24 protein-coding genes are annotated in these 25831 nt (G+C 45.5%); 20 read left to right on the top strand and 4 right to left on the bottom strand.

What is annotated here, in order from left to right:
- The first annotated feature begins 3 nt into the window (after positions 1–3).
- From cobT to H8S37_RS17400, 16 genes are all read left to right on the top strand, one after another.
- Positions 4–1098: a nicotinate-nucleotide--dimethylbenzimidazole phosphoribosyltransferase gene (gene cobT / locus H8S37_RS05620; RefSeq protein WP_186875022.1), complete on the top strand. Its 1095-nt coding sequence runs from the start codon at positions 4–6 to the stop codon at positions 1096–1098.
- A 14-nt stretch (positions 1099–1112) separates the two neighbouring features.
- A complete protein-coding gene (locus H8S37_RS05615) occupies positions 1113–1877 on the top strand; it encodes an adenosylcobinamide-GDP ribazoletransferase (protein WP_186875021.1) in 765 nt (254 codons plus the stop codon).
- Complete coding sequence (locus tag H8S37_RS05610) at positions 1874–2515, top strand: histidine phosphatase family protein (protein ID WP_186875020.1); 642 nt, start codon at positions 1874–1876, stop codon at positions 2513–2515. Before H8S37_RS05615 ends, H8S37_RS05610 begins: the two co-directional genes overlap by 4 nt.
- A 39-nt stretch (positions 2516–2554) precedes the next feature.
- Positions 2555–3541, top strand: a complete 987-nt coding sequence (cbiB, locus tag H8S37_RS05605) for an adenosylcobinamide-phosphate synthase CbiB (protein ID WP_186875019.1) — start codon at positions 2555–2557, stop codon at positions 3539–3541.
- Positions 3542–3566: 25 nt separating this feature from the next.
- A complete protein-coding gene (locus H8S37_RS05600; RefSeq protein ID WP_186875018.1) occupies positions 3567–4643 on the top strand; it encodes a pyridoxal phosphate-dependent aminotransferase in 1077 nt (358 codons plus the stop codon).
- Complete coding sequence (locus tag H8S37_RS05595) at positions 4625–6139, top strand: cobyric acid synthase (RefSeq protein WP_186875017.1); 1515 nt, start codon at positions 4625–4627, stop codon at positions 6137–6139. Before H8S37_RS05600 ends, H8S37_RS05595 begins: the two co-directional genes overlap by 19 nt.
- Entirely contained in the window at positions 6127–7017 is an 891-nt protein-coding gene (hemC, locus tag H8S37_RS05590) for a hydroxymethylbilane synthase (RefSeq protein WP_186875016.1), read from the top strand. The genes H8S37_RS05595 and hemC overlap by 13 nt, the downstream gene beginning before the upstream one ends.
- 3 nt (positions 7018–7020) lie before the next feature.
- Positions 7021–8568: a uroporphyrinogen-III C-methyltransferase gene (gene cobA / locus H8S37_RS05585; RefSeq protein WP_186875015.1), complete on the top strand. Its 1548-nt coding sequence runs from the start codon at positions 7021–7023 to the stop codon at positions 8566–8568.
- Between the two features lie 9 nt (positions 8569–8577).
- Positions 8578–9516, top strand: coding sequence for an ABC transporter permease (locus H8S37_RS05580; RefSeq protein WP_186875014.1), 939 nt, complete (start codon positions 8578–8580; stop codon positions 9514–9516).
- Complete coding sequence (locus tag H8S37_RS05575; RefSeq protein ID WP_334298544.1) at positions 9504–10328, top strand: ABC transporter permease; 825 nt, start codon at positions 9504–9506, stop codon at positions 10326–10328. Before H8S37_RS05580 ends, H8S37_RS05575 begins: the two co-directional genes overlap by 13 nt.
- A 7-nt stretch (positions 10329–10335) precedes the next feature.
- Positions 10336–12135, top strand: a complete 1800-nt coding sequence (locus tag H8S37_RS05570; RefSeq protein ID WP_186875012.1) for an ABC transporter ATP-binding protein — start codon at positions 10336–10338, stop codon at positions 12133–12135.
- A 10-nt stretch (positions 12136–12145) separates the two neighbouring features.
- Positions 12146–13762, top strand: a complete 1617-nt coding sequence (locus H8S37_RS05565; RefSeq protein ID WP_186875011.1) for a peptide ABC transporter substrate-binding protein — start codon at positions 12146–12148, stop codon at positions 13760–13762.
- A 29-nt stretch (positions 13763–13791) separates the two neighbouring features.
- A complete protein-coding gene (locus H8S37_RS05560) occupies positions 13792–14844 on the top strand; it encodes a bifunctional adenosylcobinamide kinase/adenosylcobinamide-phosphate guanylyltransferase (RefSeq protein ID WP_186875010.1) in 1053 nt (350 codons plus the stop codon).
- A gap of 31 nt (positions 14845–14875) precedes the next feature.
- Positions 14876–15502 (top strand): precorrin-8X methylmutase, encoded by a 627-nt coding sequence (locus H8S37_RS05555; RefSeq protein ID WP_186875009.1) that lies wholly within the window; start codon positions 14876–14878, stop codon positions 15500–15502.
- A gap of 17 nt (positions 15503–15519) precedes the next feature.
- Positions 15520–15957 (top strand): precorrin-2 dehydrogenase/sirohydrochlorin ferrochelatase family protein, encoded by a 438-nt coding sequence (locus H8S37_RS05550; protein WP_330604861.1) that lies wholly within the window; start codon positions 15520–15522, stop codon positions 15955–15957.
- A gap of 408 nt (positions 15958–16365) precedes the next feature.
- On the top strand, positions 16366–16497 hold the full coding sequence (locus H8S37_RS17400) for a hypothetical protein (RefSeq protein WP_279287352.1): 132 nt from the start codon (positions 16366–16368) through the stop codon (positions 16495–16497).
- A gap of 601 nt (positions 16498–17098) precedes the next feature.
- On the opposite strand, the gene H8S37_RS05545 is transcribed toward H8S37_RS17400, so the two are convergent.
- Entirely contained in the window at positions 17099–18469 is a 1371-nt protein-coding gene (locus tag H8S37_RS05545; protein ID WP_186875007.1) for an MATE family efflux transporter, read from the bottom strand.
- Between the two features lie 272 nt (positions 18470–18741).
- Between H8S37_RS05545 and H8S37_RS05540 the strand changes: the two genes are divergently transcribed.
- Genes H8S37_RS05540 through H8S37_RS05530 form a run of 3 tightly spaced genes read left to right on the top strand, consistent with a single transcriptional unit; the run spans position 18742 to position 21584 of the window.
- Entirely contained in the window at positions 18742–19512 is a 771-nt protein-coding gene (locus H8S37_RS05540; RefSeq protein ID WP_330604860.1) for a polysaccharide deacetylase family protein, read from the top strand.
- A 20-nt stretch (positions 19513–19532) separates the two neighbouring features.
- Positions 19533–20264, top strand: a complete 732-nt coding sequence (locus H8S37_RS05535) for a tRNA threonylcarbamoyladenosine dehydratase (RefSeq protein WP_186875781.1) — start codon at positions 19533–19535, stop codon at positions 20262–20264.
- 3 nt (positions 20265–20267) lie between these two features.
- Complete coding sequence (locus tag H8S37_RS05530) at positions 20268–21584, top strand: replication-associated recombination protein A (protein WP_186875006.1); 1317 nt, start codon at positions 20268–20270, stop codon at positions 21582–21584.
- On the opposite strand, the gene H8S37_RS05525 is transcribed toward H8S37_RS05530, so the two are convergent.
- Genes H8S37_RS05525 through H8S37_RS05515 form a run of 3 tightly spaced genes read right to left on the bottom strand, consistent with a single transcriptional unit; the run spans position 21561 to position 24140 of the window.
- Complete coding sequence (locus tag H8S37_RS05525; protein WP_186875005.1) at positions 21561–22073, bottom strand: DUF4364 family protein; 513 nt, start codon at positions 22071–22073, stop codon at positions 21561–21563. The genes H8S37_RS05530 and H8S37_RS05525 overlap by 24 nt on opposite strands.
- A complete protein-coding gene (locus tag H8S37_RS05520) occupies positions 22066–22992 on the bottom strand; it encodes a TIGR01212 family radical SAM protein (RefSeq protein WP_186875004.1) in 927 nt (308 codons plus the stop codon). The genes H8S37_RS05525 and H8S37_RS05520 overlap by 8 nt, the downstream gene beginning before the upstream one ends.
- Positions 22992–24140 (bottom strand): NAD(P)-dependent malic enzyme, encoded by a 1149-nt coding sequence (locus tag H8S37_RS05515; protein WP_186875003.1) that lies wholly within the window; start codon positions 24138–24140, stop codon positions 22992–22994. The genes H8S37_RS05520 and H8S37_RS05515 overlap by 1 nt, the downstream gene beginning before the upstream one ends.
- Positions 24141–24480: 340 nt before the next feature.
- Here H8S37_RS05515 and rho point away from each other — a divergent pair, with 340 nt between their 5' ends.
- Complete coding sequence (rho, locus tag H8S37_RS05510) at positions 24481–25830, top strand: transcription termination factor Rho (protein WP_186875002.1); 1350 nt, start codon at positions 24481–24483, stop codon at positions 25828–25830.
- The last annotated feature ends 1 nt before the right edge of the window (position 25831 follow it).

Below are 25831 nucleotides of genomic sequence, written 5' to 3'. Positions count from 1 at the left end.
CAGATGAAAGACGGTCGAATAAGAGAAACGGACAGGAAAAAAGCGTGTTTAGAGGCATTGTTAAGCCAGATTGTCCCCGTAGATGAAGTGAGCAAAGAAGCGGCCAGGAAGCGTTGGAGGACAGTGGGGAAACCTTTGTTTAGTCTGGGAAAGTTAGAGCAGGCGGTGATCGACATCGCGGGGATAAAAAGGACGGCAGAGTATACCTTGAAGAAAAAAGGACTTTTGATTTTCTGTGCCGATAACGGTGTGGTAAAGGAAGGCGTGACCCAGACTGGTCAGGAGGTAACGGCAATCGTGGCGGAGAACTTTACCAGGCGTGCGGCGAGTGTCTGCATGATGGCAGAGCGCGCCGGCGTGGATCTTTTCCCGATTGACATCGGGATGGTCAGGGACGTAGAGGCTGTGACGAAGAAAGAATACAAAGTTGCGTATGGAACAAGAGATCTTTTAGAGGAAACAGCGATGACAGAAGCACAGACGCTTAAGGCAATTCTGACGGGAATCAGGCTCGTGAAGGAGAAAAAAGAAGAGGGATATGAGATTCTTGCAACCGGAGAGATGGGGATTGGAAATACAACGACCAGCAGTGCGGTTGCCTGTGTTCTGTTAGGAGAAGATGTAGAAGCAGTGACGGGAAAGGGAGCAGGATTGAGCAGCGCCGGTCTGGAAAGAAAAATAGAAGTGATACGCCGGGCGATAGAGAAGCACCGGCCAAATCGGGAGAATGTGCTGGATGTACTGTCCAAAGTAGGCGGTCTGGATCTCGCGGGACTTACCGGAGCGTTTTTAGGAGGCGCGATCTATCATATTCCCGTTGTGTTGGATGGGTTTATCTCTGCCGCCGCCGCACTGTGCGCGGTTCGGCTGTCTCCGTCTGTAGCGGGTTACATACTGCCGTCCCATGTGTCGAAGGAGCCGGGAGGACGAAAGCTTTTAGATGCGTTACAGTTAGAACCATTCCTGACCTGTGATATGTGTCTGGGAGAGGGAAGCGGGGCAGTGGCAGTTATGCCCCTTATAGACATGGGATTGTCTGTATACCGCGAGATGAGCACGTTTGAGGAAATCCATGTAGAAGCGTATGAAGTATTATAAAAGAGGAGAATCCAATGAGGCTTATGCAGGCGTTTTTGATTGCCTTATCTATGTATTCTAAAATTCCAGTGCCGCGGGCAGAGTGGAATGAAAAAAATATGAAGTATGCGATGTGTTTTTTCCCAGTCGTAGGCGTTGTGACAGGAGGATGTGTATACCTGGCAGGCTTTTTTCTGCTTCGTTTTACCTCCTGCGGTTCGGTATTTTTAGGGGCGGCGCTTACGCTTGTTCCAATATTGATAAGCGGAGGGATTCATTTGGATGGATTTATGGATACGACAGATGCCCTTTCCTCTTATGGCGACAGGGAGAAAAAACTCTCTATTTTAAAGGATCCCCATACAGGAGCATTTGCCATTTTAGGAATAGGCTGTTATCTGTTGTGGAGTGTGGCGGTGTACAGTGAAGTGAAAATAGAAATGCTTCCCTCCTTATCTTGTATGTTTGTTCTGTCCCGCGCCTTGAGCGGATTTTCTGTAGTGACCTTCCCTGCCGCAAAGGACAGCGGGCTTCTTAGGACTTTTCAGGATAAAGCACAGAAAAAGAATGTCCGTATTGTGATGCTTCTCTGGGCTGCGGCAGCGCTTTTGTTACTTATCTGGCTGGATGGAAAGACCGGAGGGATGGCGGCGCTTTGCGCGGGCGGAACATTCCTCTACTATGGTTGGATGAGTAAGAAGAAGTTTGGCGGAATCACTGGCGATCTCGCCGGATACTTCCTAAGTCTGTGTGAAGTATGTATGGCGACAGGTATTGTACTGGCAGGAGGCGGAATATGAAACTTATTTTTATCCGGCATTTTTCTACGGCGGGAAATGAAAAGAGACAGTATATCGGCAGAACCGATGAAGCGATTACGAAACAGGCGCGAAAGACATACTTAAGAGAGCCGTTTCATTATCCAGACGTAAGGCAGGTAGTGGCGAGTCCTATGAAGCGATGCGTGCAGACGGCAAAGCTTTTATATCCGAAGAAAAAAATCTGGACACAGGAATTGCTAAGGGAATGTGATTTCGGAGAATTTGAAGGCAGAACCTATGAAGAGTTAAAAGAAGACTCCCGCTATATCCAATGGATGGAATCAGGCGGTACACTTCCTTTTCCGGACGGAGAATCACAGGAGGAGTTTTGCGAAAGATGTGTGGCAGGATTTAGAAAATGTATAGAGTATCTGCAAAAGGAAAAGGGGACTGCCGGAGAAAAAGCATGTCAGGCAGAAGCTACAGCCGCATTTGTTGTACATGGCGGTACGATTATGGCAATTCTCTCTGCTCTGGATAAAAAGCACCGCGGATTTTATGAATGGCAGGCGGCGAACGGACAGGGATTTCAAGCTGTTCTGCAGGAGGAAAAGTTTGAGGCAGGAAAGAGATGTCTGTATGAGATAGAACCGTTAAAGCAGATGTACGGAGCATAAAAAAGAGACAAATTTAAGAAGGAAAGGAAAGCATAACAGATGGTTTCACTGGCAGCATGTGTGGCAGGGTTTATATTGGATTTACGATTCGGAGATCCGGCGTGGCTTTATCATCCGGTACGCCTGATCGGAATGTGGATTTCTTTTCTGGAGAAGCGCGTTTTGTGTTTTTGCAGCCGACATGAAGGGGAGAAAAAACAAAAAAGGGCCTTGCTCCTTGGGGGAGCCCTGCTGTGGGTATGTGTTGTGACAGTAAGTACGGCAGTTCCATTGTTACTGCTGATTCTGGCAGGGAAAATACATCCTTTTTTACGGTTTGGACTGGAAACATTTTGGTGCTGGCAGCTTCTGGCAGCAACGTCACTTCGAAAGGAGAGCAGAAAAGTATATGAAAGGTTACAGGAAGAAAATCTGCCAGAGGCGAAAAAAGCAGTTTCTATGATTGTAGGAAGAGACACAGAGAATTTAGATGAGAAAGGCGTCATAAAGGCGGCGGTGGAGACTGTTGCGGAGAACACATCAGACGGAGAAGTGGCGCCTCTGTTTTATCTGCTGCTTGGAGGCGTCCCATTCGGATTCTTTTATAAAGCAGTCAATACAATGGATTCGATGGTAGGATATAAAAATGAAACCTATTTGTATCTGGGAAGGATTCCGGCGCGTCTGGATGATGTGATGAATTTTTTGCCGGCACGTATCAGTGCAGGGCTTATGATTGTCGCTGCTTTTCTGCTGAAAATGGATGGTAGGAATGCGTGCGCGGTGTACAAAAAAGACAGAAAAAAGCATGCGAGTCCCAATGCGGGACAGACAGAGGCTGTATGCGCGGGAGCGCTTGACATAGAGCTTGCAGGAGATGCGTATTATTTCGGAAAATTGGTTCACAAAGAGACGATCGGTACGGCTTTCCGTAAGCCGGAGCCGGAGGACATCAACCGAGTGGGGAAACTAATGTATATGACGGCAATTCTGTCTCTTTTGCTTCTGGGGGCGGCAAAGGCATGCGTACTGTTTTTCTTTTGGTGAAAGCAGCAAAAAAGGAGGAAGAAGGATGGAATATTTGCATGGAGGAGATATTTACACATATGAGAATATGCTGGACTTTTCGATCAATATCAATCCGTTTGGACCGGGCGAAGAGGTGCTTCGTGCAGTGCAAAGAGCAGTGCCGGAGATTGCGAAATATCCGGACAGCCGCTGCCGGAAGCTTCTGAGGGCATTAGCAGAGGAAAAAGAAATGCCGGTCTCCTGGTTTATATTTGGAAACGGCGCCGCGGAGCTTATCTTCTCTTTGGTACAGGCAGAGAGGCCAAAAAAAGCGCTGCTGCCGGTTCCGTCCTTTGGAGAGTATGAACGTGCGCTTCACAATGTAGGATGTGAGATTACCTATTTCGGTTTAAAGAAGGAGCAGCATTTTGACGTGACAGAAGCGCTCTTGGACAGGCTGGATGACAAGACGGACATTCTATTTCTGTGTTCTCCATCGAATCCTGCCGGCAGGGCGATAGAAGAAACGCTGCTTGGGCAGATACTTGACGCCTGTGAGCGTCTGCATATCCGGCTTGTATTAGACGCCTGCTTTATGGAATTTCATTCTAAGACAGAGGAGAGCGTGAAAAAACTGTGTCAGGAAGACTCCCGCATGCTGTTTGTGCTGGGGGCGTTTACAAAAACATATGGGATTCCGGGACTGCGGCTTGGATATGGAATTTCGAAAGACAAGGCATTGCTGGAGAAAATGAAAGAAGGAATGCAGCCCTGGAATATTTCTGTACTTGCGCAGGCAGCGGGAGTGGCCGCATTGAAGGAAAAGAAGCGCACTGTAAAAATGCGATCCTTTATAGAGCAGGAAAGAAACTGGATGGAGCTGGAATTAGAAAAAGCAGGGATAGAATACATTCCGTCTGCGGCAAATTATATGCTGCTGTTTAGTCCCTATGATTTGTTTTCTTTACTTCAGGAGGAGAGTATTTTGATACGCGACTGTCAGAATTATCGGGGATTGGAGAAAGGATATTACCGGATTGCCGTCAAACAGCATGAGGAAAATAAAAGACTTTTGGCAGCGCTTAAGAAAATCTACCAAAAAGGGCAGGAGGAAACAGAAACATGGCGAAACCGATTATGATACAGGGGACAATGTCGAATGTGGGAAAGAGTATTCTCGCGGGAGGCTTATGCAGAGTGCTTATGCAGGATGGCTACAAGGTGGCGCCTTTTAAATCTCAGAATATGGCGTTGAATTCTTTTATTACAGAGGAAGGGCTGGAGATGGGGCGGGCACAGGTGATGCAGGCGGAAGCGGCAGGCATTTCTCCTTTGGCGGCGATGAACCCGATCCTTTTAAAACCTACGAATGACACAGGCTCTCAGGTGATTTTAAACGGCAGAGTAAAAGGGGTGATGGCAGCCGCAGAATATTACCGCAGGAAAAAAGAATTCATCCCTTATATTATGGAAGCGTACAGCCAGCTTGCAAAAGCGTTTGATGTGATTGTCGTAGAAGGAGCAGGAAGCCCCGCCGAAATAAACTTAAAAAGCGGAGATATTGTGAATATGGGCCTGGCAGAGATGATTGACGCGCCTGTTCTGCTTGTGGGAGATATAGACAGAGGCGGTGTTTTCGCCCAGATTGTAGGGACGATTGCACTGCTTGAGGAGCAGGAGAGAAAAAGGGTGAAGGGAATCGTTATCAACAAATTCCGCGGAGATAAGGAGATCTTGAAACCAGGACTTTCCATGCTGGAGGAACGGATTCAAATTCCGGTGCGCGGAGTGATTCCTTATTTTCATCTGGATATTGATGAGGAGGACAGTCTCACAAGCCGGTTTGAAAAGAAAGAAAAGGCGGGGCTTATCGATCTTGTGGTTGTGCGTGTGCCGCGGATTTCAAACTTTACGGATTTTGCGCCTTTAGAGTGTATGGAGGAGGTGTCTGTCCGGTATGTAACAGATCCGAAGGAACTGAAAAATCCAGACGCCGTACTTCTGCCGGGAAGCAAAAATACGATAGAGGATCTGCTCTGGCTGCGCCAAAGTGGGATGGAGGCAAAGATCCTACAGTACGTAAAAAAAGGGGGTGTGGTTTTCGGTATCTGCGGCGGATACCAGATGTTAGGAAGCCAGATATCCGATCCGGAGGGGATAGAAAAAAAAGGAACCGTCAAAGGAATGGATCTGCTTCCTATGCACACGGTGTTTGAAAAGGAAAAGACGCGAACCCAGGTACAGGGAACATTTCTTCCCATGTCAGGTGCCTTAAAAGGGCTGGAGGGGGCCTTCCTGGAAGGCTATGAAATCCATATGGGAAGAACCGTCTTAGAAGAAGGGGGACACCCCCTCCTTATGCTTGCGGAGCCTGCAAACGCGGACGGCACCCAGGCGGGCAATGTGTATGGCTGTTATATACACGGGATTTTTGACAGTGCAGATGTCTGCGGCAGATTTGTGTCCTGTCTGCTGACAAAGAAGGGATACAGTCCGGACAGTGTCCATGCGGTAGATCGCAGGGAGTATAAAGAGAAGCAGTATGATCTTTTGGCAGAGATTATTCGGAAGGATCTGGATATGGGTGCGATATATGAAATGATAGAGAAAGGAAAGGATATGTCATGTCACCGGTAATTCGAATTGGCAGCAGGCAGAGCAGGCTTGCAGTGATGCAGGCAGAAATTGTAAAAAGGCAGATAGAGCGCTTACATCCACAGGTGAAAGCAGAGATTATCACAATGAAAACAACCGGAGATAAAATCTTAGACAGGAGCCTGGAAACAATCGGAGGAAAGGGATTGTTTGTCAAAGAATTGGACAGAGCGCTGTTAAACGGGGAGATTGATATTTCGGTACATAGCCTAAAGGATATGCCTATGGAGACAGACGAGCGCCTTCCTATTCTCGCGTATTCGAAGCGGGAGGATCCGCGGGATGTGCTGATCGTAAGGCCGGGGAAAACAGAGGAAGAGGCAAGAAAAACAGGCGCGGTGATCGGTACCTCCAGCAGAAGGCGCTCCCTCCAGCTGAAAAAACTGTACCCGAATTGTGTCTTTCATGGAATCCGAGGGAATGTACAGACCCGTCTTTCAAAGCTGGAGCAGGAGGAATACAGTGCAACTGTGCTCGCGGCAGCAGGACTGCACCGGCTGGGAATGCATGGAATCATTGAGAGATATTTTGAGGTGGATGAAGTGATCCCGGCAGCAGGACAGGGAATTTTGGCTGTGCAGGGAAGAAGGGGGGAGGTCTGGCCGTATCTGGAAGGACTGGACGATCCAGAAGCAAGAACGGCAGCACTGGCGGAACGTGCATTTGTGAAAGCGCTGGACGGAGGCTGTACTTCTCCTGTGGCAGCGTATGCACAGATAAAAGGAACTACATTAAAGCTAAGAGGACTTTATTATGAGGAAGGCGCGCAGCAGTATATAGTAGATACCATTGTCGGAGAGGCAGAAGAGGCGGAGGCATTAGGAGAATATCTCGCCATAAAGATGAAAGAGGAGGCGTAAAGGATGTCTGGATATAGAGAGCAGGCAGGCAAGGTCTGGATTGCAGGGGCAGGGCCGGGAGATAGGGAGCTTTTGACTGTAAAGACAGCGCGGCTTATAAAAGAGGCGGACGTGATCGTCTATGATGCTTTGATTAGTGCAGAGATTCTGACACAGATACCTGAACAAAAAGAGCTCATCCATGTAGGAAAACGCTCCGGAAATCATACGGTGCCGCAGGAAGAGATCAGCCGGATTCTGGTACAGGAGGCAAAAAAAGGAAAGAAAGTCCTACGATTAAAGGGCGGAGATCCCTTCGTGTTTGGACGGGGAGGAGAAGAAGTGGAGCTGCTTGCAAAAGAACAGATTCCATTCGAGGTGGTACCTGGAGTTACCTCCTGTACCGCAGTTCCCGCCTATGCCGGAATTCCGGTGACACATAGGGACTGTGCCTCGTCTTTTCATGTGATCACCGGACATGCACAAAGAGATGGAGAAATCCGGATCGATTTTCCTTCGCTGGCGCGTCTGGGAGACACACTTGTATTTTTGATGGGGTTGGCGCGTCTTGGCTGGATTGCAAAAGGGCTTCTGGAAGCAGGAATGAAAAAAGACACTCCGGCGGCAGTGGTGGAAAATGGGACAACAGCAAAACAAAGAAAGGTGATTTCTGTTCTTTCGGATATTGAAGAGAAAGCAAAGGAAGCAGATATACAGACACCGGCTATCATTATAGTAGGAGAGGTCTGCGCATTTTCTGAATCCTTCGACTGGACGGTGAAACGAAAGCTGGGAGGCAGACAGTTTCTGACAACCAGACCAAGACAGAACAGCTCACGTCTGGCTAAGCGTCTGCGGGATTTAGGCGCGCAGGTAATTGAAATGCCGTCGATTCGGACAGAGGAAATTCTGCCGAATCCGAGGTTGGAAGATGCGCTGGCGCGTATGGGAGAGCGAAGCGGCGAGCAATGGCTTGTCTTTACAAGCCCCATTGGTGTATCTGTATTCTTTGACGGACTGCGCAGACGAAAAACAGACATCCGAAAACTGCTGGGAGGTTCGGCAGTCATAAAAGTGGCGGCGATTGGTTCAGCGACAGCGGCGGCGCTGGAAGAAGCAGGAATATTTGCAGATTTAGTTCCGGAAAAATATAATGCAGAAGAGCTGGGAAGAATACTTGCAGAAACTGCGGATAAGAACAGTCATATTACTATTTTAAGAGCAGAGGCAGGCTCTCCTATGCTACTGCCTCCTCTGTATAAAGCCGGTATTTGGGTGGAGGATGTGGCATTGTACCGAACTTGTACAGAGGGAGAAAGCAGATGGAAGGAGAAGCTGACCGAGATGCTAAAAAGAGGAGAGATCGACGCGGTAGCTTTTACAAGCGCTTCCACAGTAAGAGGGTTTGCCCAGATGATGGAAGGATTTCCCCTCTCACAGATACATGCGCTGTGTATCGGTGAACAGACAGAAAAAGAAGCGGCAAACTATCACATGCAGACAGAAGTGGCCCTGAAAGCGTCTATGGACGGGATGGAAAAGCTGATTTTGCAAAAGTACGGCATCAGATAAGGAGTACATATGGCAGTCTATACAATGAAGAGAATCACAGTGGGAATGATTTCCCTGTTTGTTCTGGTGACTGTGACCTTTTTTCTGACCAGAATGATGCCGGGAAGTCCTTTTGAGGACGGAAACGTGTCCGCCTCTGTGACAGAGGCGATGGAGGAAGAATACGGACTTAGGGATTCTCCTGTGAAGCAGTACAGGACATATATGACAAATCTTTTAAAAGGCAGACTTGGAGTTTCTTATAAACAGCAGGGAGTCACCGTAGAAAGTATTATCGGAAATGCAGCGCCTGTGACGGCATCTCTGGGGGCGGCGGCAGTCATAACGGCGGCAGTGGCGGGAACAGGTCTTGGCGTCTGGAGGGCTGTGTCAAAGAAAAAAACAGTCAGAATTCTGCTGTCCGGAGGAACCCTTCTCGGTGCGGGAATTCCCAATTTTGTGGCAGCGCTTTTGCTTCTGCTTGTATTTGGAGTGACTTTAAAATGGTTCCCTGTGACGGGATTGTTTACTCCGGCTCATTATGTACTTCCGGTTCTCTCCCTTTCATTCTATCCGACAGCGGTAGTGGCGGAGATGATATATAATACGTTTGCAGAAGAAATGAAAAAAGAGTATGTAGTGCTTGCCAGGGCGAAAGGGATGGGGTTCTGGCAGATAGCAGTATTCCATGTGTTGAAAAACGCCTGGATACCGGTTTTGAATTATCTGGGGCCTCTGTCCGCTTTTCTTCTGACAGGCAGCTTTGCAGTGGAGAGTATCTTTAACATCCCGGGGCTTGGCAGGGAATTTGTCAGTTCTGTTATGAACAGGGACTATACATTGATTATGGGATTGACGATTTTCATGGGAAGTGTGGTGATCGGAGTGAACCTTTTTACAGATCTGCTCTGCGCATGGCTGGATCCCAGGGTGAGGAACAGCTATCTGGAAAAGAGGTGGGGGGATTGAAAAAGAAAAAAAATCCATGTTTGCTGTACGGGGCGGCGCTACTTTTGCTCTGGATAGCGGCAGCGCTTCTGGTGCCGGAGCTTTCCCCCTATACGTACACAGGTATAAATGCGGATATCCGGAATCAGGGGAGCTCCTGCCTGCATCTGTTCGGTACGGATAAATTTGGAAGAGATATTTTTGTGCGGGTATGGTATGCGGCGCGTATCAGCCTGCTTGTAGGAGTGACAGGCGCCGGCATAAACGCGGCTTTCGGACTGCTGTATGGGAGTATTTCTGGATATGTGGGAGGAAAGGCAGACTTTCTTCTGATGCGCATAGCAGATATTTTAGCGTCCATACCGTCTCTTTTGTATGTGATTTTGATTACACTTGTTATGGGCGCTGGAGTAGAAAGCATCATTGCCGGTATCTGTGTGGCAGGATGGGTTGACATGGCAAGAATTGTGAGAGGAGAGATTATCAGGGAAAAAGGAAAGGCGTATATTCGGGCGGCACAGATGGAGGGAATCCGTCCGCTTCGTATTCTTTTCGTACACCTGCTCCCTAATGTGGCGGGGCCGATATTGGTCAATCTGACATTTTTAGTTCCTCAGGCGGTTTTTACGGAGGCATTTTTAAGTTTTCTGGGAGTTGGAATTGCCCCTCCATCGGCGAGCTTAGGTGTGCTGATCCAGGAGGCAAAGAGCCAGATTCAGTTGTATCCGTATCAAATGCTGTATCCGATGTGTATTTTGTGTCTGTTGATTCTGGCTTTGCGTCTGTTTGGACGAGGGCTGGAGAATGTATATGGAGAAAAGACAGAAAGGTAAATAGAAGATGAGTCTGCTGGAGGTTGGCAACTTAAATGTACAATTTCATAAAGATGGAAAGAAAATCAGAGCAGTCAAAGACCTTAGCTTCCATGTAGGAGAAGGCGAGATTGTGGGGGTAATCGGAGAGTCCGGATGTGGGAAAAGTACGGCGATGCGTGCGTTGATGGGATTGCTTGGGAAAGAGGCGGATGCCTCCTGTGGGAGATTTTGCTTTCTGGGAGAGGAAGGAACCTTTTCTCCGAACAAGGTACAAAAGAAGATGGCAATGATTTTTCAGGATCCTTTTTCGTACTTAAATCCTACAGTGAAGATAGGAAAGCAGATTGAGCAGGCAGTGCGTATTCACAGCGGAGGGAACAAAAAGGAAAGAAAGCAGAGAGTATGTGATTTGTTAGAGATGGCAGGTATTCGTATGCCTAAGCAGCGCATGTCCCAATATCCTCACGAGCTTTCCGGAGGCATGCGGCAAAGGGTGGTAACGGCCATTGCGCTCGCCTGCAATCCAAAGTTGATTATCGCAGATGAGCCGACAACGGCTCTGGATGTCATTGTACAAGGACAGATGATCCTGCTGTTAAAAAGGATTGCAAAGGAGACGAAAGCGGCAGTCCTGCTTGTCAGCCATGATTTTGGAGTGATCGCCTCTATGTGTGAACGGGTATATGTGATGAAAGAGGGAACCTTTATTGAGCAGGGAACAGCGGAGGAGATTTTCTATGCCCCGCAAAAGACATATACAAAAGACCTTCTGAAAAATGCAAGGCGCACGAGAATAAAAGCAGATGCGACAGAGACAGAAGAAGTGCTGCTGAAGCTTTCCAATGTCACAAAATTATATTCAAACAGATTCACACAGGGAAAAGCTGCACAAAAAGAGGGGGTACAAAATATTTCTTTTGCGATCAGAGAAGGAGAGACCTTTGGTCTGATTGGAGAAAGCGGATGTGGAAAAAGTACGCTGGCTGAAATCGTTACCGGACAGAAACGACCGGATGCGGGAGAAATGTATTACAGGTCATTTAGGACAGATTTGTTAAAAAAGAGTGCGCGCAAAAAATATCTGGAAAAAATTCAGATGGTGTTTCAGGACACTTGTGAATCCCTGAATCCCAAAATGACGGCAGGAAAGGCGCTTATGGAGGCTTTGAGGGCAGATAAACGGCAGATACTTACGGCAGAGGAAAGAAAAGAAAGAGCAGTGCAGATATTAAAGGATGTCGGGTTGACAGAGGAGGACATGTGGAAGTACCCAAAGGAATTTTCCGGCGGACAAAGACAGCGCGTCTGTATTGCCCGCGCCCTGATACGAAATCCAGAGCTTCTGGTATGTGACGAGGCGGTATCTGCGTTGGACGTCTCTATCCAGACACAGATTTTAAGGCTTCTTAAAGAGATCCAGAGAAGAACAAGGATAGCCTGTCTGTTTATCTCCCATGATTTGGAGGTTGTGGGGAAAATCAGTCAGAATGTAGGCGTGATGTATCTGGGAAGCCTGGTGGAATGTGGGAACACACAGGAAATATGTACAGATCCGTGGCACCCTTATACAAAACAGCTTTTGGAGTGCAAGCCGGATCCAGATCCCAAAAAGGCGAGGAGGAAGAAATACGCCCCGCTGCGGGAACGGCAGGAGAAGCCGAATAAAGGCTGTCCCTATCTGGGACAGTGCGGCTACCGGATGGAGTGCTGTGAGAAAGCAGCGCCGCCCCGCTATCAATTTGGCAGCAGAAAGGTAGCGTGCTTTTTGTATTCTAAGGAACACAGGAAAGGCAATACAGACATGCCGATGACATCACAGATTTGAAAGGAAGAAAATGAGGAAACGATTTGTTGCATTTATACTGGTAATTTGTATTTTCTGTTCCGTTTTTGCCGGAGGGTGTATAAAAAGACAAAAAGCTCCTGCGGCAGAGGGAAAATCTATTACAATCGCCATAGGAAGTGATACGGGTTCCATGGATCCTGCCGGCTCTATCGCGCTGACATTTCTTTCCTATAGTGTAAGCGCTTTGGACGAACTGTTGACATTTGATGAAAATGGAAATATAGAATATCGTGCCGCACAGTCCTATGAAGTCAACGAAGAGAAAACCATATGGACTTTCCATTTACGGGAAGAGGCATGCTGGTCTGATGGAAGTGCAGTGACTGCGGCGGATTTTAAAAATACAATAAAGCGTGCATTAGACCCGAAGAACGGCAGCGGCTATGTGAGCTATCTGTTTCCTATACAAAATGCAGAAGAGATTTATAACGGGGAGCTGTCGTATGAAAGTCTGGGCGTAGAGACTCCGGATGAACAGACACTCGTGTTTTATTTGGAAGAGCCCTGTGCATATTTTCTGGATTTACTGCGTCTGCCTGTATATATGCCGTCTTGTGAAAAATACGCAGATTCGGCGCTTAGCGGCTGGGACAAAAACCCAGAAACCAGTCTGACAAACGGTCCGTTTTTTCTTGCAGAGTATGAGCCGAAGCAGTATTTTGTGCTGAAAAAAAATGAGAAGTACTGGAATACGGATGAAATTCATCTGGACACAATCATCTACCGCTTTTTTGATGACCAGCAGTCTATGGCGAATGCTTATGAGACGAAAGAGGTGGACGTGGCTGTATCTTTACAGTCTGCTGTCATGGAGCTCTATGAAGGAAAACCAGATCTGCTGGTGACAGAACTGATAGCCACAAGATATATATATTTGAATCTGGAAGCAGAGCCCCTGGATGACGTGCGGGTAAGAGAGGCGCTCAATCTTGCGATTGACAGGGCGGAGTTATGCAAGATTGTAGGAAAGGACGTAAGTCCGGCATATAACCTGGTCGCAAATTATATGGTAAATAAGAATACAGGGGCGTATTTTGTAGAGGAGGACAAACAGCCGTTTCAGGAAAATAAAGAACGGGCGAGGGAGCTGCTTGCCGAAGCAGGATATCCGGACGGAGAGGGCTTTCCGGTTCTGACCTATAAGTATCCTGCCTTAGAGATGGATTCGGACACAGCGCAGGTCATTCAGGAGCAGTTAAAGCAAAACTTAAATATTGATATAGAGCTTAAAGCACAGGAGCTTCAAACCAACTATGCGGATCGCCATGCAAAGGATTTTGAGCTGTGCCGGATGAACTGGACGGCAGATTTCGCAGATCCATATACGTATCTGTCTATGCTGCTTTCTAATAACAGCTATAATTGCAGTCATATTCAAGATGAAAAATATGACGCGCTTATCCGCCGGTCAGAAATGGAACTGGATGTAAACAAACGGTTCCAGTTGCTGCATGAAGCGGAGCAATATGCTGTGGGAGAGCAGTTCTATATTATCCCCCTGTATGGGATGAAAAGCTGTAACCTGGTAAGCAGGCGGATAACAGGGATTCGACAGATTCCTGCAAGCGGCGCGCTGGAATACAGATACGCGGATGTAACCGAGTAAATAAGGCAGAGGAGAAGGAAAAAACCAGTATGTTTTGTGTTATTACGGGAGGAAGCGGCAGCGGAAAATCAGAATATGCAGAGAATCTGATACAAACGCTTTGCAAGGAAAGCGGGGGAGGAATCATGTACTATTTTGCGACAATGGTTCCCTTTGGAGAGGAGACAGAAAAGAAAATCCAGAGACATAGAACGCTGCGCGCCGGAAAGGGGTTTTCTACCGTAGAGTGCTATACGGGACTGAAAAATACGGTGGAGAATGTAAGGAAAGAGCAGGAAAAACAAGGAGACGGTTCTAAAAAAACATGCGTCCTCTTAGAATGTATGTCGAATCTGGCAGCAAATGAGTTATATATGGAAAACGGGGCAAAAAAGCAGACGGTACAGGAAATTCTGGAAGGAATCAGAGTCCTTCAAAAATGGTGTGAACATCTGGTAGTAGTGACAAACGAAATTTTCTCTGAGGCGGAGAAATATACGGAGGAAATGCAGTGTTATAAAAAGGTATTAGGAGAAATCAACTGCCGGATGGGAGAACGGGCGGAGTATATCGCAGAGGTCGTATATGGGATTCCATTTCCGGTAAAGGCAGAGGCAAGATTAATAGAACAAATCACAAAAAGAAATAGTAAAGATACCAGAGAAAGGATGACAATACAGATGAAGCTGATCGTCGGCGGATCGTGCCAGGGGAAACAAAAAGCTGCACAGGAAGAATATCCGGAAATTGAATGGTGCGACGGGGCAGTTTGCAGTATGGATGCAATATACAGTTGCCAGGGGATATATCATTTTGAGGCTTTCATAAGACGCAGGCTGAAAGAGAATCCAGATCTGGATGCAGAGAGATTTGTCAGCAGCCTGGCAGAGAAGAATCCAAAACTCGTACTTATAAGCGATATAGTCGGGTGCGGGCTTGTTCCTGTGGATGCGTTTGAGAGGCTGTACAGAGAACAGACAGGCAGAATTTGTACCTGTATTGCCAGACGGGCAGAGGAAGTTCTTTATGTTATATGCGGAAGAAAAATCTGGCTGAAAGGGCCGGAAAATAAGCACGCCGATGCTATAGGCGGTGAAAAATAATAAAAGAAAAGAGAAAAAAGGAGCATAGACAATGAAAACAGAATTAGAAAAGGTTCTTCCGTCAGAGATAGAAAGGCGGAGCTTTGAAATCATTACAAAGGAATTGGGAGGGAAAAAAATACTTCCCGGGACAGAAGCGATTGTAAAACGGTGTATCCACACCAGTGCAGATTTTGAGTATGCTGACAATCTGGTCTTTTCAGAAGGAGCAGTGGAAAGGGCGCTTAGAGCAGTACATAAGGGCGCGTGTATCGTTACGGATACACAGATGGCAAAGGCAGGAATCAATAAGAAGAAATTGGCAGAATACGGCGGAGAAGTATATTGCTTTATGTCAGATGAAGATGTGGCGAAAAAGGCAAAGGAAATCGGGACAACGCGGGCAAGTATAAGTATGGATAAGGCGGCAGAGCTTGCAAAACCGTTGATCTTTGCGATAGGAAACGCACCGACAGCACTGATGAGGCTCTACGAGCTGATTCAGGAAGGGAAAGTAAAGCCACAGCTTATTATTGGCGTTCCGGTAGGCTTTGTCAATGTAGTACAGTCAAAGGAACTGATTTTATCTCTGCCAGATATTCCTTATATTGTAGCGAGAGGAAGAAAAGGCGGAAGCAATATTGCCGCATGTATTGTAAACGCACTGCTGTATATGTAGCGGGAGGGAAGTTGGAAGTGTATTTTCCATTATTTGTTGATATTTCTGAAAAAAAGATACTGGTAGTTGGAGCCGGTAAGATTGCCGCGCGCCGCATAGCGGCATTGCAGATGTTTACAGAGCAGATATTTGTGGTGGCTCCAGATGTGTGCCCTGCAATAGAAAAGCTGGAGAAAGAAGGAAAAGTAATTTTAAGCCGCAGAGAATTTCGGGAGTCTGATTTAGAAGAAAAAGAAATCGTGCTGGCAGCGACAAATAATCCAGAAGTAAATTTTTATATCTGGAAAGCATGTAAAAAACGGGGGATTTTAGTCAATGTATCGGATCGAAAAGAATTATGTGACTTCTATTTTCCAAGCATTGTCAAGAAAGAGGAGATTATTATCGGGATTAATTCTTCCGGCGCTTCTCCGGGAAAAGTAAAGGAAATCAGAAAGAAAATCGAAAAATTATAAAACGGATATAGCGTCAGTGTACAAGGGGCAACACGCCTCAAACCGCATAATTTCGGCAATTTTCAGCGTTATCCTCAATCGGCGTACGTCCAGTACGCCTCAATCGTCTGCCTTGAAAAGCACCGAAATTTCTGCGGTTGAGGTCTTAAGAGTCGTGAAAAGACAAATTTAAGCCTCTTTTAGGCACTTGAACGACGCGTACAAAGACGTACGCGGAGTGAAAGTAACGACAAAGCGGCTTAAATTTGTCCTTCATCGACCGTATTGCCCCCTGTACGCTGACGCTAAAGTATTATAAAATAAGTGATATAGTCACTGACAGTCAGAGTATCTTCTGTTAGAATACAACCAGCAGCAGGAAAAAGAAACAGTAAGAACAAAGAAAGCAGTTGGTTTAAGGAGGTTAATATGACTATAGAAAGATATTACATTTTCATAAATAAGGGAATCGGCAGAAGATTAAAAGAGATCATTAACGGACTAATTCCAGGACTCATAAAAGAACCAGTGCCGGTGCGGGTTCCAGTGAGAAAAATATAAATTTAAGCGACAAAAGGGTCGTGTGAAAGAGATGCTTTGCATCGTTCGTCAGGGCTTCGCCGAAATTCCTCACTCACGCAAAGCATCTCTTTCACACTCACACTTTCGCCAGCTTAAGTTTATAATTCGTAACGGAAAAAATCGGCTTTACGCTACTATGCATTTCCAATCGGAAGTAGTATAGATACTTCTAATTGGAGGGCTATAACAACGTGAAGCCGTTCTCTTTTTTATGAATTTCAGTTAGGGCGCCACCTTCCTATAGATGAAGGAAAAACTTCTGACTGGAAGTTTGTAGCAACGTGAAGGTGGTTCTGTTCTGTCTGAAATTATAAACTTAGGCTGGCGAAAGTGTAAGCACATGAGGGCGTGTGTTGCAAAAGTGAGGAATTTCGGCGAAGCCCTGACAAACGTTGCAATACACACCCTCTTGCGCGAACCATTTCGTCAGCTTCCGCAGTGCTAGCTCAATTCCGCGTACGCTCCATTTCGCTGTCGGCAGTCGCCGAATGAAAAGAAACAGACAAACTTCTGCTTACATGCAAGCATGACACAGAGGTTGCCTGTTTCTTTTCGCACTGCTTGTTGCTTCGTTAACTTTTTATATATTCGTTTTTAATGGTTTGAGCTTGAGCCGGTTGATTCTTTTGAAAAGCAGCGTGGACAATACCACAGAGACAACTTCTGCAATTGGAATTGCGAACCAGACTGCGCTTAATCCCCATATATTGGCGAAGATGTAAGCCACCGGCAGGATAACAAGAAGCTGTCTTGCAATAGAAATAACCAGGCTGTATACGCCGTTTCCGAGCGCCTGGAATACAGATCCCATTATGATACAATATCCGGCAAAAATAAAACTTAAGCTGATTGTCCTAAGCGCTGGGATTCCAATACTTAACATATGCTGTGAGGCGTCAAAAAGTTTTAATAAGCTGCCCGGAAGCAGTTGGAAGATAAGCAGTCCGATCAGCATGATGCCGACAGCAATATAAACGCTTAGACGAATCGTAGATAGTATCCGTTCGCGTTTTCTTGCACCATAGTTATAAGCCACAATTGGTATCATTCCATTATTTAAACCAAAGACAGGCATAAAGATGAAGCTCTGTAGTTTGAAATAAACGCCAAATACAGCAGTAGCGGTTGAAGAAAATGGCATCAGTATTTTGTTCATGCCAAAGACCATAACAGAACTGATAGACTGCATGATGATGGAAGGCACCCCTACCTTATAAATGGTAGAAATAATTCTTGCACTGGGGCGAAATTTTCTCATATTTAAGTTTAATTCTGTATTCTTCCGACAGTTAAACATCAAGGCAAGGAGCATAGCAACAATCTGACCGAATACAGTGGCAAGTGCAGCGCCCGCAACCTCCAGTCTCGGAAATCCAAACAATCCGAAAATCAGAATCGGATCCATGATAATATTAATGATAGCGCCGGTTCCCTGTGTAATCATGGTATAAAAGGTTTTTCCTGTAGCCTGCAAAAGGCGTTCAAAAGTGATTTCCAGAAAAATACCAAAGGACAGAATTGTGACAATCATCATATATTGTGTTCCATAGTTGGCAATTACAGTATTGTCTGTCTGTGCGGAGAAAAAGATGCGGGATCCTGCAAGGCCAAGTAAAGCAATACAAATAAAACTGATGAAGCCAAGAAAAATTCCGTTTCTGGCAGCTAAGTTTGCCTCCTCAAAACGTTTCTCCCCTAGATTTCTAGATAACAGCGCATTGATTCCGACCCCGGTTCCGGCAGCGATGGCAATCATAAGGTTCTGCACTGGAAAGGTGAGTGAAACGGCAGTTAAGGCGTCCTCGCTTAATTGAGCAACGAACATGCTGTCAATGATGTTATATAAAGCCTGTACGAGCATAGAGATAATCATAGGAAGAGACATGCTGATTAAAAGCTTGGGAACGGGCATGACTCCCATTTTATTTTCCTGAGAATTGATAGCGTCCATAAAAATCCTCCTTTGTAATTTGTAGACTAACTAAAATATTATAACATCAATAAATGAGAATCACAATGCATATATTTTTAAGAAAAGGTAGTAAAGGGTAACAGTTCAGCCTGCGCCATTCATAAAACCGCGCTTCGTGCTTATTGTGGCTGCCGCCACTGTTTTATTCATTGACGGGCGCTTAGCTCATCTGTATATCAGTCGCCGGATTCTTATGCAGGCATAAATCCGTCTCCTGCTAACAGATGACTGAACTATTACAGTATAAAGATATGAAAAAAGACAGGGTTGCGAAGGGGCAGTTAAAGAGAATGATACAGGCAATAGGGATGATCTATGTGTTCTTGATGCTGCCGGTCTGCCTCCCGTTTACATTTCAGGAAGAGGATAGGGAAGAGGTAATGGACTCCGGAAAAACAGTGAGTACGGATTCTGAAGACATAAAATCAGAAAAAAATATGCAGAAAGAGAACAATGATACAAAACCGAAAATCGCCCTTACATTTGATGATGGTCCGAGTGCATTGTACACGCCTGTATTGTTAGAAGGCTTAAAAGAACGAGGTGTGAAAGCCAGCTTTTTTCTGATAGGGGCGAATATAGATAAGGAGAATAATAAAGAAATAGTAAAACAGATGTACGAGGATGGACATTTAATCGGAAATCATACGTATCATCATGTAGATCTGGCTGGATTAAGCAGAGAACAGGCGCTTACAGAATTAGAAGAGACCAGTCAGTGTATTGAAGAAATAACCGGAGAAGCAGTGGAGTATGTAAGGCCGCCGTTTGGTTCCTGGAGAGATGATTTTGATGAAGAATACGAAGCAATTCCGGTAATGTGGAGTGTAGATCCCCTTGACTGGACTACAGAAGATGTAGAAGGAATTGTAAATAAAGTAGTGACGGAGACGGAAGAAAATGATATGATTTTGTTGCATGACTGTTATAAAAGTTCAGTGGAAGCAGCACTTCAGATTGTCGATATTTTAAAAGATAAGGGATTTGAGTTTGTTACCGCGGATGAACTGCTTCTAGATTAAGAAAAAGGGTGGAAATGAAGATGTATGAATATTCCAGGACAGAACGTCTGCTTGGAAAGGCCGGAATGGAACGTCTTTCTAAGTCTTCAGTTATTATATTCGGGGTGGGAGGCGTTGGCTCTCATTGTATTGAGGCATTGGCAAGAAGCGGCGTCGGGAAGCTGACGCTGGTGGACAACGACAAGGTAGGACTGACAAACATCAACCGCCAGGCGGTGGCGTTTCACAGTACTATTGGCAGATATAAGACAGAAGTAATGAAAGAGCAGATAAAGGATATTTGTCCGTCCATAGAAGTAAATACCTATGAAAGTTTTGTACTGCCGGAAAATGTGGATACGTTTTTTGAAGAGCGATATGACTATATCATAGATGCGGTAGATACTGTAACGGCAAAGCTGGCATTGGCTCAAAAAGCGCTGGAAGCACAGATTCCGATTATCAGCAGTATGGGGACAGGAAATAAACTGCATCCAGAGCTGTTTGAGATTGCAGATATAGCGGATACAAGTATGTGCCCTCTTTGCAAAGTAATGCGAAAAGAATTGAAAAAAAGAGGGATTTCGCATTTGAAGGTACTTTATTCCCAGGAAAAGCCGATAGAACCATTGGAGACGAATACAGAAGGTGCTATGGAAAGAAAAGAAGGAGCAAGGCGCAGCATTCCGGGAAGTGTTTCTTTTGTTCCTCCCGCAGCAGGGCTTTTGATCGCCGGAGAAGTAATCAGAAGTTTAAGTAAAATAGGAGAATGATATATGGATTTATTTGATTATATGAGAGAGACAAATAAGGAAAAAGAGTCGCCGCTTGCATCCAGGATGCGCCCGTCGACTCTGGAAGAAGTGGCAGGACAGCAGCACATTATAGGAAAGGATAAGCTGTTGTACAGGGCAATTAAGGCAGACAAGCTTGGCTCTGTTATTTTTTATGGACCTCCGGGGACGGGCAAGACAACACTTGCCAGAGTGATTGCAAATACGACACAATCTAGATTTACACAGATAAATGCAACAGTGGCAGGCAAGAAGGATATGGAAGAAGTCGTAAAGGAAGCAAAAGATTTGTATGGTATGTATCAACAGAAAACGATTTTGTTTATTGATGAGATTCATCGGTTCAATAAAGGACAGCAGGATTATCTGCTTCCTTTTGTAGAGGATGGGACGCTTACGTTAATTGGGGCAACAACAGAAAACCCGTTCTTTGAGGTAAACGGAGCCCTTCTTTCGCGCTCCAGTGTATTCGAATTAAAGGCTTTGGAAAAAGAAGATATAAAAAAATTAATTGAAAGAGCTGTATATGACAAAGAAAAGGGAATGGGAAATTATCATGCGGTTATAGACGAAGATGCTTTAGAGTTCTTAGCAGAGATAGCCGGAGGGGACGCAAGAAGTGCCTTGAATGCGGTAGAGCTTGGTGTGCTTACAACAGAGCGTGCGGACGACGGGAGAATACATATCACGTTAGATGTGGCGGCAGAGTGTATACAAAAACGAGTGGTCCGTTACGATAAAACAGGGGACAATCATTATGATACAATTTCAGCTTTTATTAAGAGCATGAGAGGATCTGATCCGGATGCGGCGGTATATTATCTGGCAAAAATGCTTTATGCGGGGGAGGATATCCGTTTTATTGCCCGCAGAATTATTATTGCCGCGTCAGAAGACGTAGGAAATGCAGATCCAATGGCACTGACAGTAGCAGTATCAGCGGCACAGGCAGTGGAGAGGATTGGGATGCCAGAAGCGAGAATTATTCTTTCCCAGGCAGTTCTTTACGTAGCGTCAGCGCCAAAGAGCAATGCAGCAGTGAAGGCGATTGGCGCGGCAGATGAGAATGTCAGGCAGTATAAGACGACAGTACCGTCCCATCTTCAGGATGCACATTATAAAGGAGCGCAGAAATTAGGACATGGTATCGGATATAAATATGCACACGACTATCCGGGGCATTATGTTCGTCAGCAGTATTTACCGGATGAAATAAAAGATGCCAGATTCTATGAACCTGGCGATTTAGGGTATGAAAGAAAAATCAAAGAACGATTAGAGGAGCTTAGAAAGGAGTAGGGAATAAATCTCCTGGCTCTGCGCCGTCCAGCGTCCTGCAATGGTTTCGGCTTCTTTTTCAGTAGGTACAGTCAGTTTTAAATCAATGAGGCTGAAGCCATTTTCTACAATCTGACACCGAACCTCATATTCATGGTTCGTGTTCAGATAATAGTCTGCTTTGACGGCAGATTCTTCTTTTAAATCATACTGCTTTTCTTTTAAGAAATCATCAATGTCTTTCTGAATTGCCGGTGAAAGCTTACTGTGAAAGAAATGAATGGTTTCTTCCCCATTCTCTGTCAGATGATAGAGTGTCCGATTATGTGTGGTTTCCACATCGAGAAGATGGGAGGATGCCATTTCAGAAAGTGTTTCCTGGAGTTTAAAATAAGAAGTATAACCTTTGTCCAGAATAAATTCAGATATCTGTGAGGTTGTCAGCGGAAAATCCACTTTATCCAGCATATATAAAACAATGAGTTTATATAAAGTATATGTTTCAGCCATGATACTCCTTTCCCTGCCATATATCTTTTTCTTTCAGGCAGTGTTCCAGTGTGTTTAAAACCGTCCGTTTTCTGCCAGTCCAAAGAGGGGCAATTAAAAGTTCCTTCGGCCCGTCTCCGGTCAGCCGGTGAATAACCGTACGCGGGCTTAAGTGTGAGATACATTCTCCCAGCAGCTCGACGTATTCTTCCATATCCGGCACATGAAAAGGATTTGCCAGAAAATCAGAGGCAAGATCTGTTCCTTTTAAAATATGCAGAAGCTGTAGCTTAATTCCCTGAATGTCCATATGATTCAAATATGCGATTGTCTGCAGCATTTGCTCCTTTGTTTCCCCAGGGAGGAAAAGGATTGTATGAACAATGACAGTAACCCCGATTCCTCGTAAATTGCGTACCGCCTCATCAAATACAGAGAGGGGATAGCCCCTCCGAATATAGGAGGCAGAATCCGGATGAATGGTCTGTAAACCTAATTCTACCCAGACAGGTGTTCTTTTGTTTATTCGGGACAGAAGTGCAAGTACCTCCTCTCCTAAACAGTCCGGCCTGGTAGCAATGGAGAGAATTTTTACATCGGGATCCGCAATTGCCTCGTTATAGAGGGATTCTAACTTGTCAACCGGAGCATAGGTGTTTGTAAATGCCTGAAAATAGGCAATATAGGAATGAACAGGGCGCTTCCCATTTAAATCTGCTTTTCCTTTTGCAAGCTGCACTGCAATAGAATCTTCCGGGCATCCTGCAAAATCTCCAGATCCTTGACCGCTGCAGAAGATACATCCTCCGGTTCCGACTGCACCGTCGCGGTTGGGACAGGTCAGATTTGCGTTCAATGTAATTTTATAGAGCTTTTCTCCATAGGTCTGTTTGAGAAAATAGTCCAGAGAATAGTAGCGTTTTTCACCCCAGCGTTCCATTAAATCAGTTCCTTTACAGCGCTGCTCACAGCATCAGCGACGCGTGGATCAAAAGCCTCCGGAAGAATGTTATCTTCGGACAACTCTTCCTCTGGAACCAGAGAAGCGATTGCTGTTGCTGTGGCAAGCTTCATTTCTTCTGTAATTTGTGAAGCCCTGCCTTCCAAAACACCTTTAAAGATACCAGGGAAAGCGACCACGTTGTTTACTTGATTAGGAAAGTCAGAACGTCCGGTTCCGACTACTTTTGCCCCCGCCTCTTTGGCAATATCCGGCATGATTTCCGGCACAGGGTTTGCCATAGCAAAGAGAATGGCATCTTGGTTCATGGATGCTGCCATTTCTTTTGTTACAATATTCGGTGCAGATACCCCGACAAAAATATCGGCGCCTTTTAATGCGTCAGCGAGTGTGCCGGTCTTGTTTTCCAGATTTGTTACTTTTGTCATTTCTTTCTGCATCCAGTTGAGATTTGGAGAATTTTTACCAATGATTCCATGGATATCACACATTGTGACATGCACAAATCCGTAGGTGAGCAGAAGCTTTGTGATAGCGACGCCGGCGCTTCCGGCGCCATTGACTACAACGCGGCAGAGCTCCTTTTGCTTTTGGGTTACTTTTAAAGCGTTGATGATACCGGCGAGCACGACGATTGCAGTTCCGTGCTGGTCATCGTGAAAAACCGGAATGTCCAGAAGCTCTTTTAGCCGTTGTTCTATTTCAAAACAGCGTGGTGCAGATATATCTTCTAAGTTGATTCCGCCGAAAGCAGGGGCGATATTTACAACGGTACGGATAATTTCCTCTGTATCCTGTGTATTCAGACAAATCGGGACAGCGTTGATTCCTCCGAATTCCTTGAATAAAACAGCTTTTCCTTCCATAACCGGCATAGCTGCACGGGCGCCGATGTTTCCAAGGCCGAGTACAGCGCTTCCGTCGGAGACAACAGCGATGGTATTGGATTTCATTGTGTACTTGTAAGCGGCTTCGGGATCTGAAGCAATAACCTTGCATGGCTCTGCTACACCGGGAGTATAGGCGACTGCCAGATCTTCACGGGTATTGACATGTGCTTTTGCGGTAGTTTCTATTTTCCCGTTCCACTGTTCGTGCATTTGTAATGCTTTTTCACTGTTCGTCATAACGATTATACCTCATTACTTTTTTAATAGTTTATCTGCTGACTATCATAACACTGTTGCAGGATACGTGCAACCAGTAGAAAAAAGACTTTTCTTTTTGATGTATTTAGAGTATAATAGGAACAGCGCAAGAGAAAACAGCGTGTTGAACTCTTTGTTCGTAGATATTTTCAATTTCAGTCAATTCAGACTACTTTTTCTTGAAAAGAGAGAGTAAAATTCCCGAAAGTATACGAAAGAATCAAATAATTAAGTAAGTGAAGAAACATAGGAAAGACTGTGGTTTATATAGAGAAGCTTCTATGAAATATGTTGAAGGAAAGAAAGGACAGGTATTTTTATGACACGGGAAAAGTATGAGTCACTGCCGCTTGCAACCTTAAAGGACTTGGCAAAAGCAAGGAAGATGAAAGGCATCTCTGCCATGAAAAAGGCAGAACTGATCGAGGCAATGCTCGCTCAGGATGAAAAAGAAAAACAAGAAGTGGCAAGGGAAGAGGCAAAGGAAGAAGTTAAGGAAGAATTAAAAGAGAAGAAGGACGGAACCGATATTGAACAGTTGGACAGCGGGAAAACAGCCAACGGGATTTTAGAAGTACTTCCGGATGGATATGGATTTATCCGGTGTGAGAATTATCTTCCAGGGGAAAATGACGTCTATGTGTCGCCGTCACAAATACGCCGGTTTAATCTAAAGACTGGGGATATTATTATGGGAAATACGCGGGTAAAGACACAGTCAGAGAAATTCAGCGCACTCTTGTATGTTTCTACGGTAAATGGAGTTCGCCCGTCAGAAGCTGCAAGACGTCCTAATTTTGAGGATCTGACACCGATTTTTCCAGATAACAGGTTAAAATTAGAGACGCCGGGCAGTTCTACAGCGATGCGGATTGTGGACTTGCTTTCTCCGATTGGAAAAGGGCAGAGAGGAATGATCGTGTCTCCTCCAAAAGCTGGTAAAACGACGCTTTTAAAAGAGGTGGCGCTTTCTGTACAGAAGAGAGAGCCGAAGATGCACCTTCTGATTTTGCTTATTGATGAGCGGCCGGAGGAAGTGACAGATATTAAAGAAGCGATAGCAGGCAAGAATGTAGAAGTAATCTACTCAACATTTGACGAACTGCCGGAACACCACAAGCGGGTATCCGAGATGGTGATTGAACGGGCAAAACGTCTGGTAGAACACGGGAAAGATGTGATGATATTATTAGATAGTATTACAAGGCTGGCGCGCGCCTACAACCTGACGGTACCGCCTTCAGGGAGAACTCTGTCCGGCGGCTTGGATCCGGTAGCTCTGCATATGCCGAAACGTTTCTTCGGCGCTGCCCGGAATATGCGCGAAAGGGGAAGCCTTACTATTCTTGCGACAGCATTGGTAGAAACCGGGAGTAAGATGGACGATGTGGTATATGAAGAATTTAAAGGGACAGGAAATATGGAGCTGGTACTAGATAGAAAATTACAGGAAAAAAGGGTGTTCCCGGCGATTGATATTCCAAAATCAGGAACCAGAAGAGAAGATCTGCTGCTGAATAAAGAAGAGCAGGATGCAGTCTATATCATCCGCAGGGCGATGAATGGAATGAAAGCAGAAGAGGCGGTGGACAATCTTTTAAATATGTTCTCTCGGACAAAAACAAATGCAGAACTGGTACAGATGGTAAACCGGCAGAAATTTATATAAT

Origin of the sequence: Mediterraneibacter hominis (assembly GCF_014287475.1) — a bacterium.
Lineage (GTDB): Bacteria > Bacillota > Clostridia > Lachnospirales > Lachnospiraceae > Mediterraneibacter > Mediterraneibacter hominis.
The sequence above is the reverse complement of the archived record's forward strand: the minus strand, read 5'-3'. Positions and strand labels throughout refer to the sequence as shown.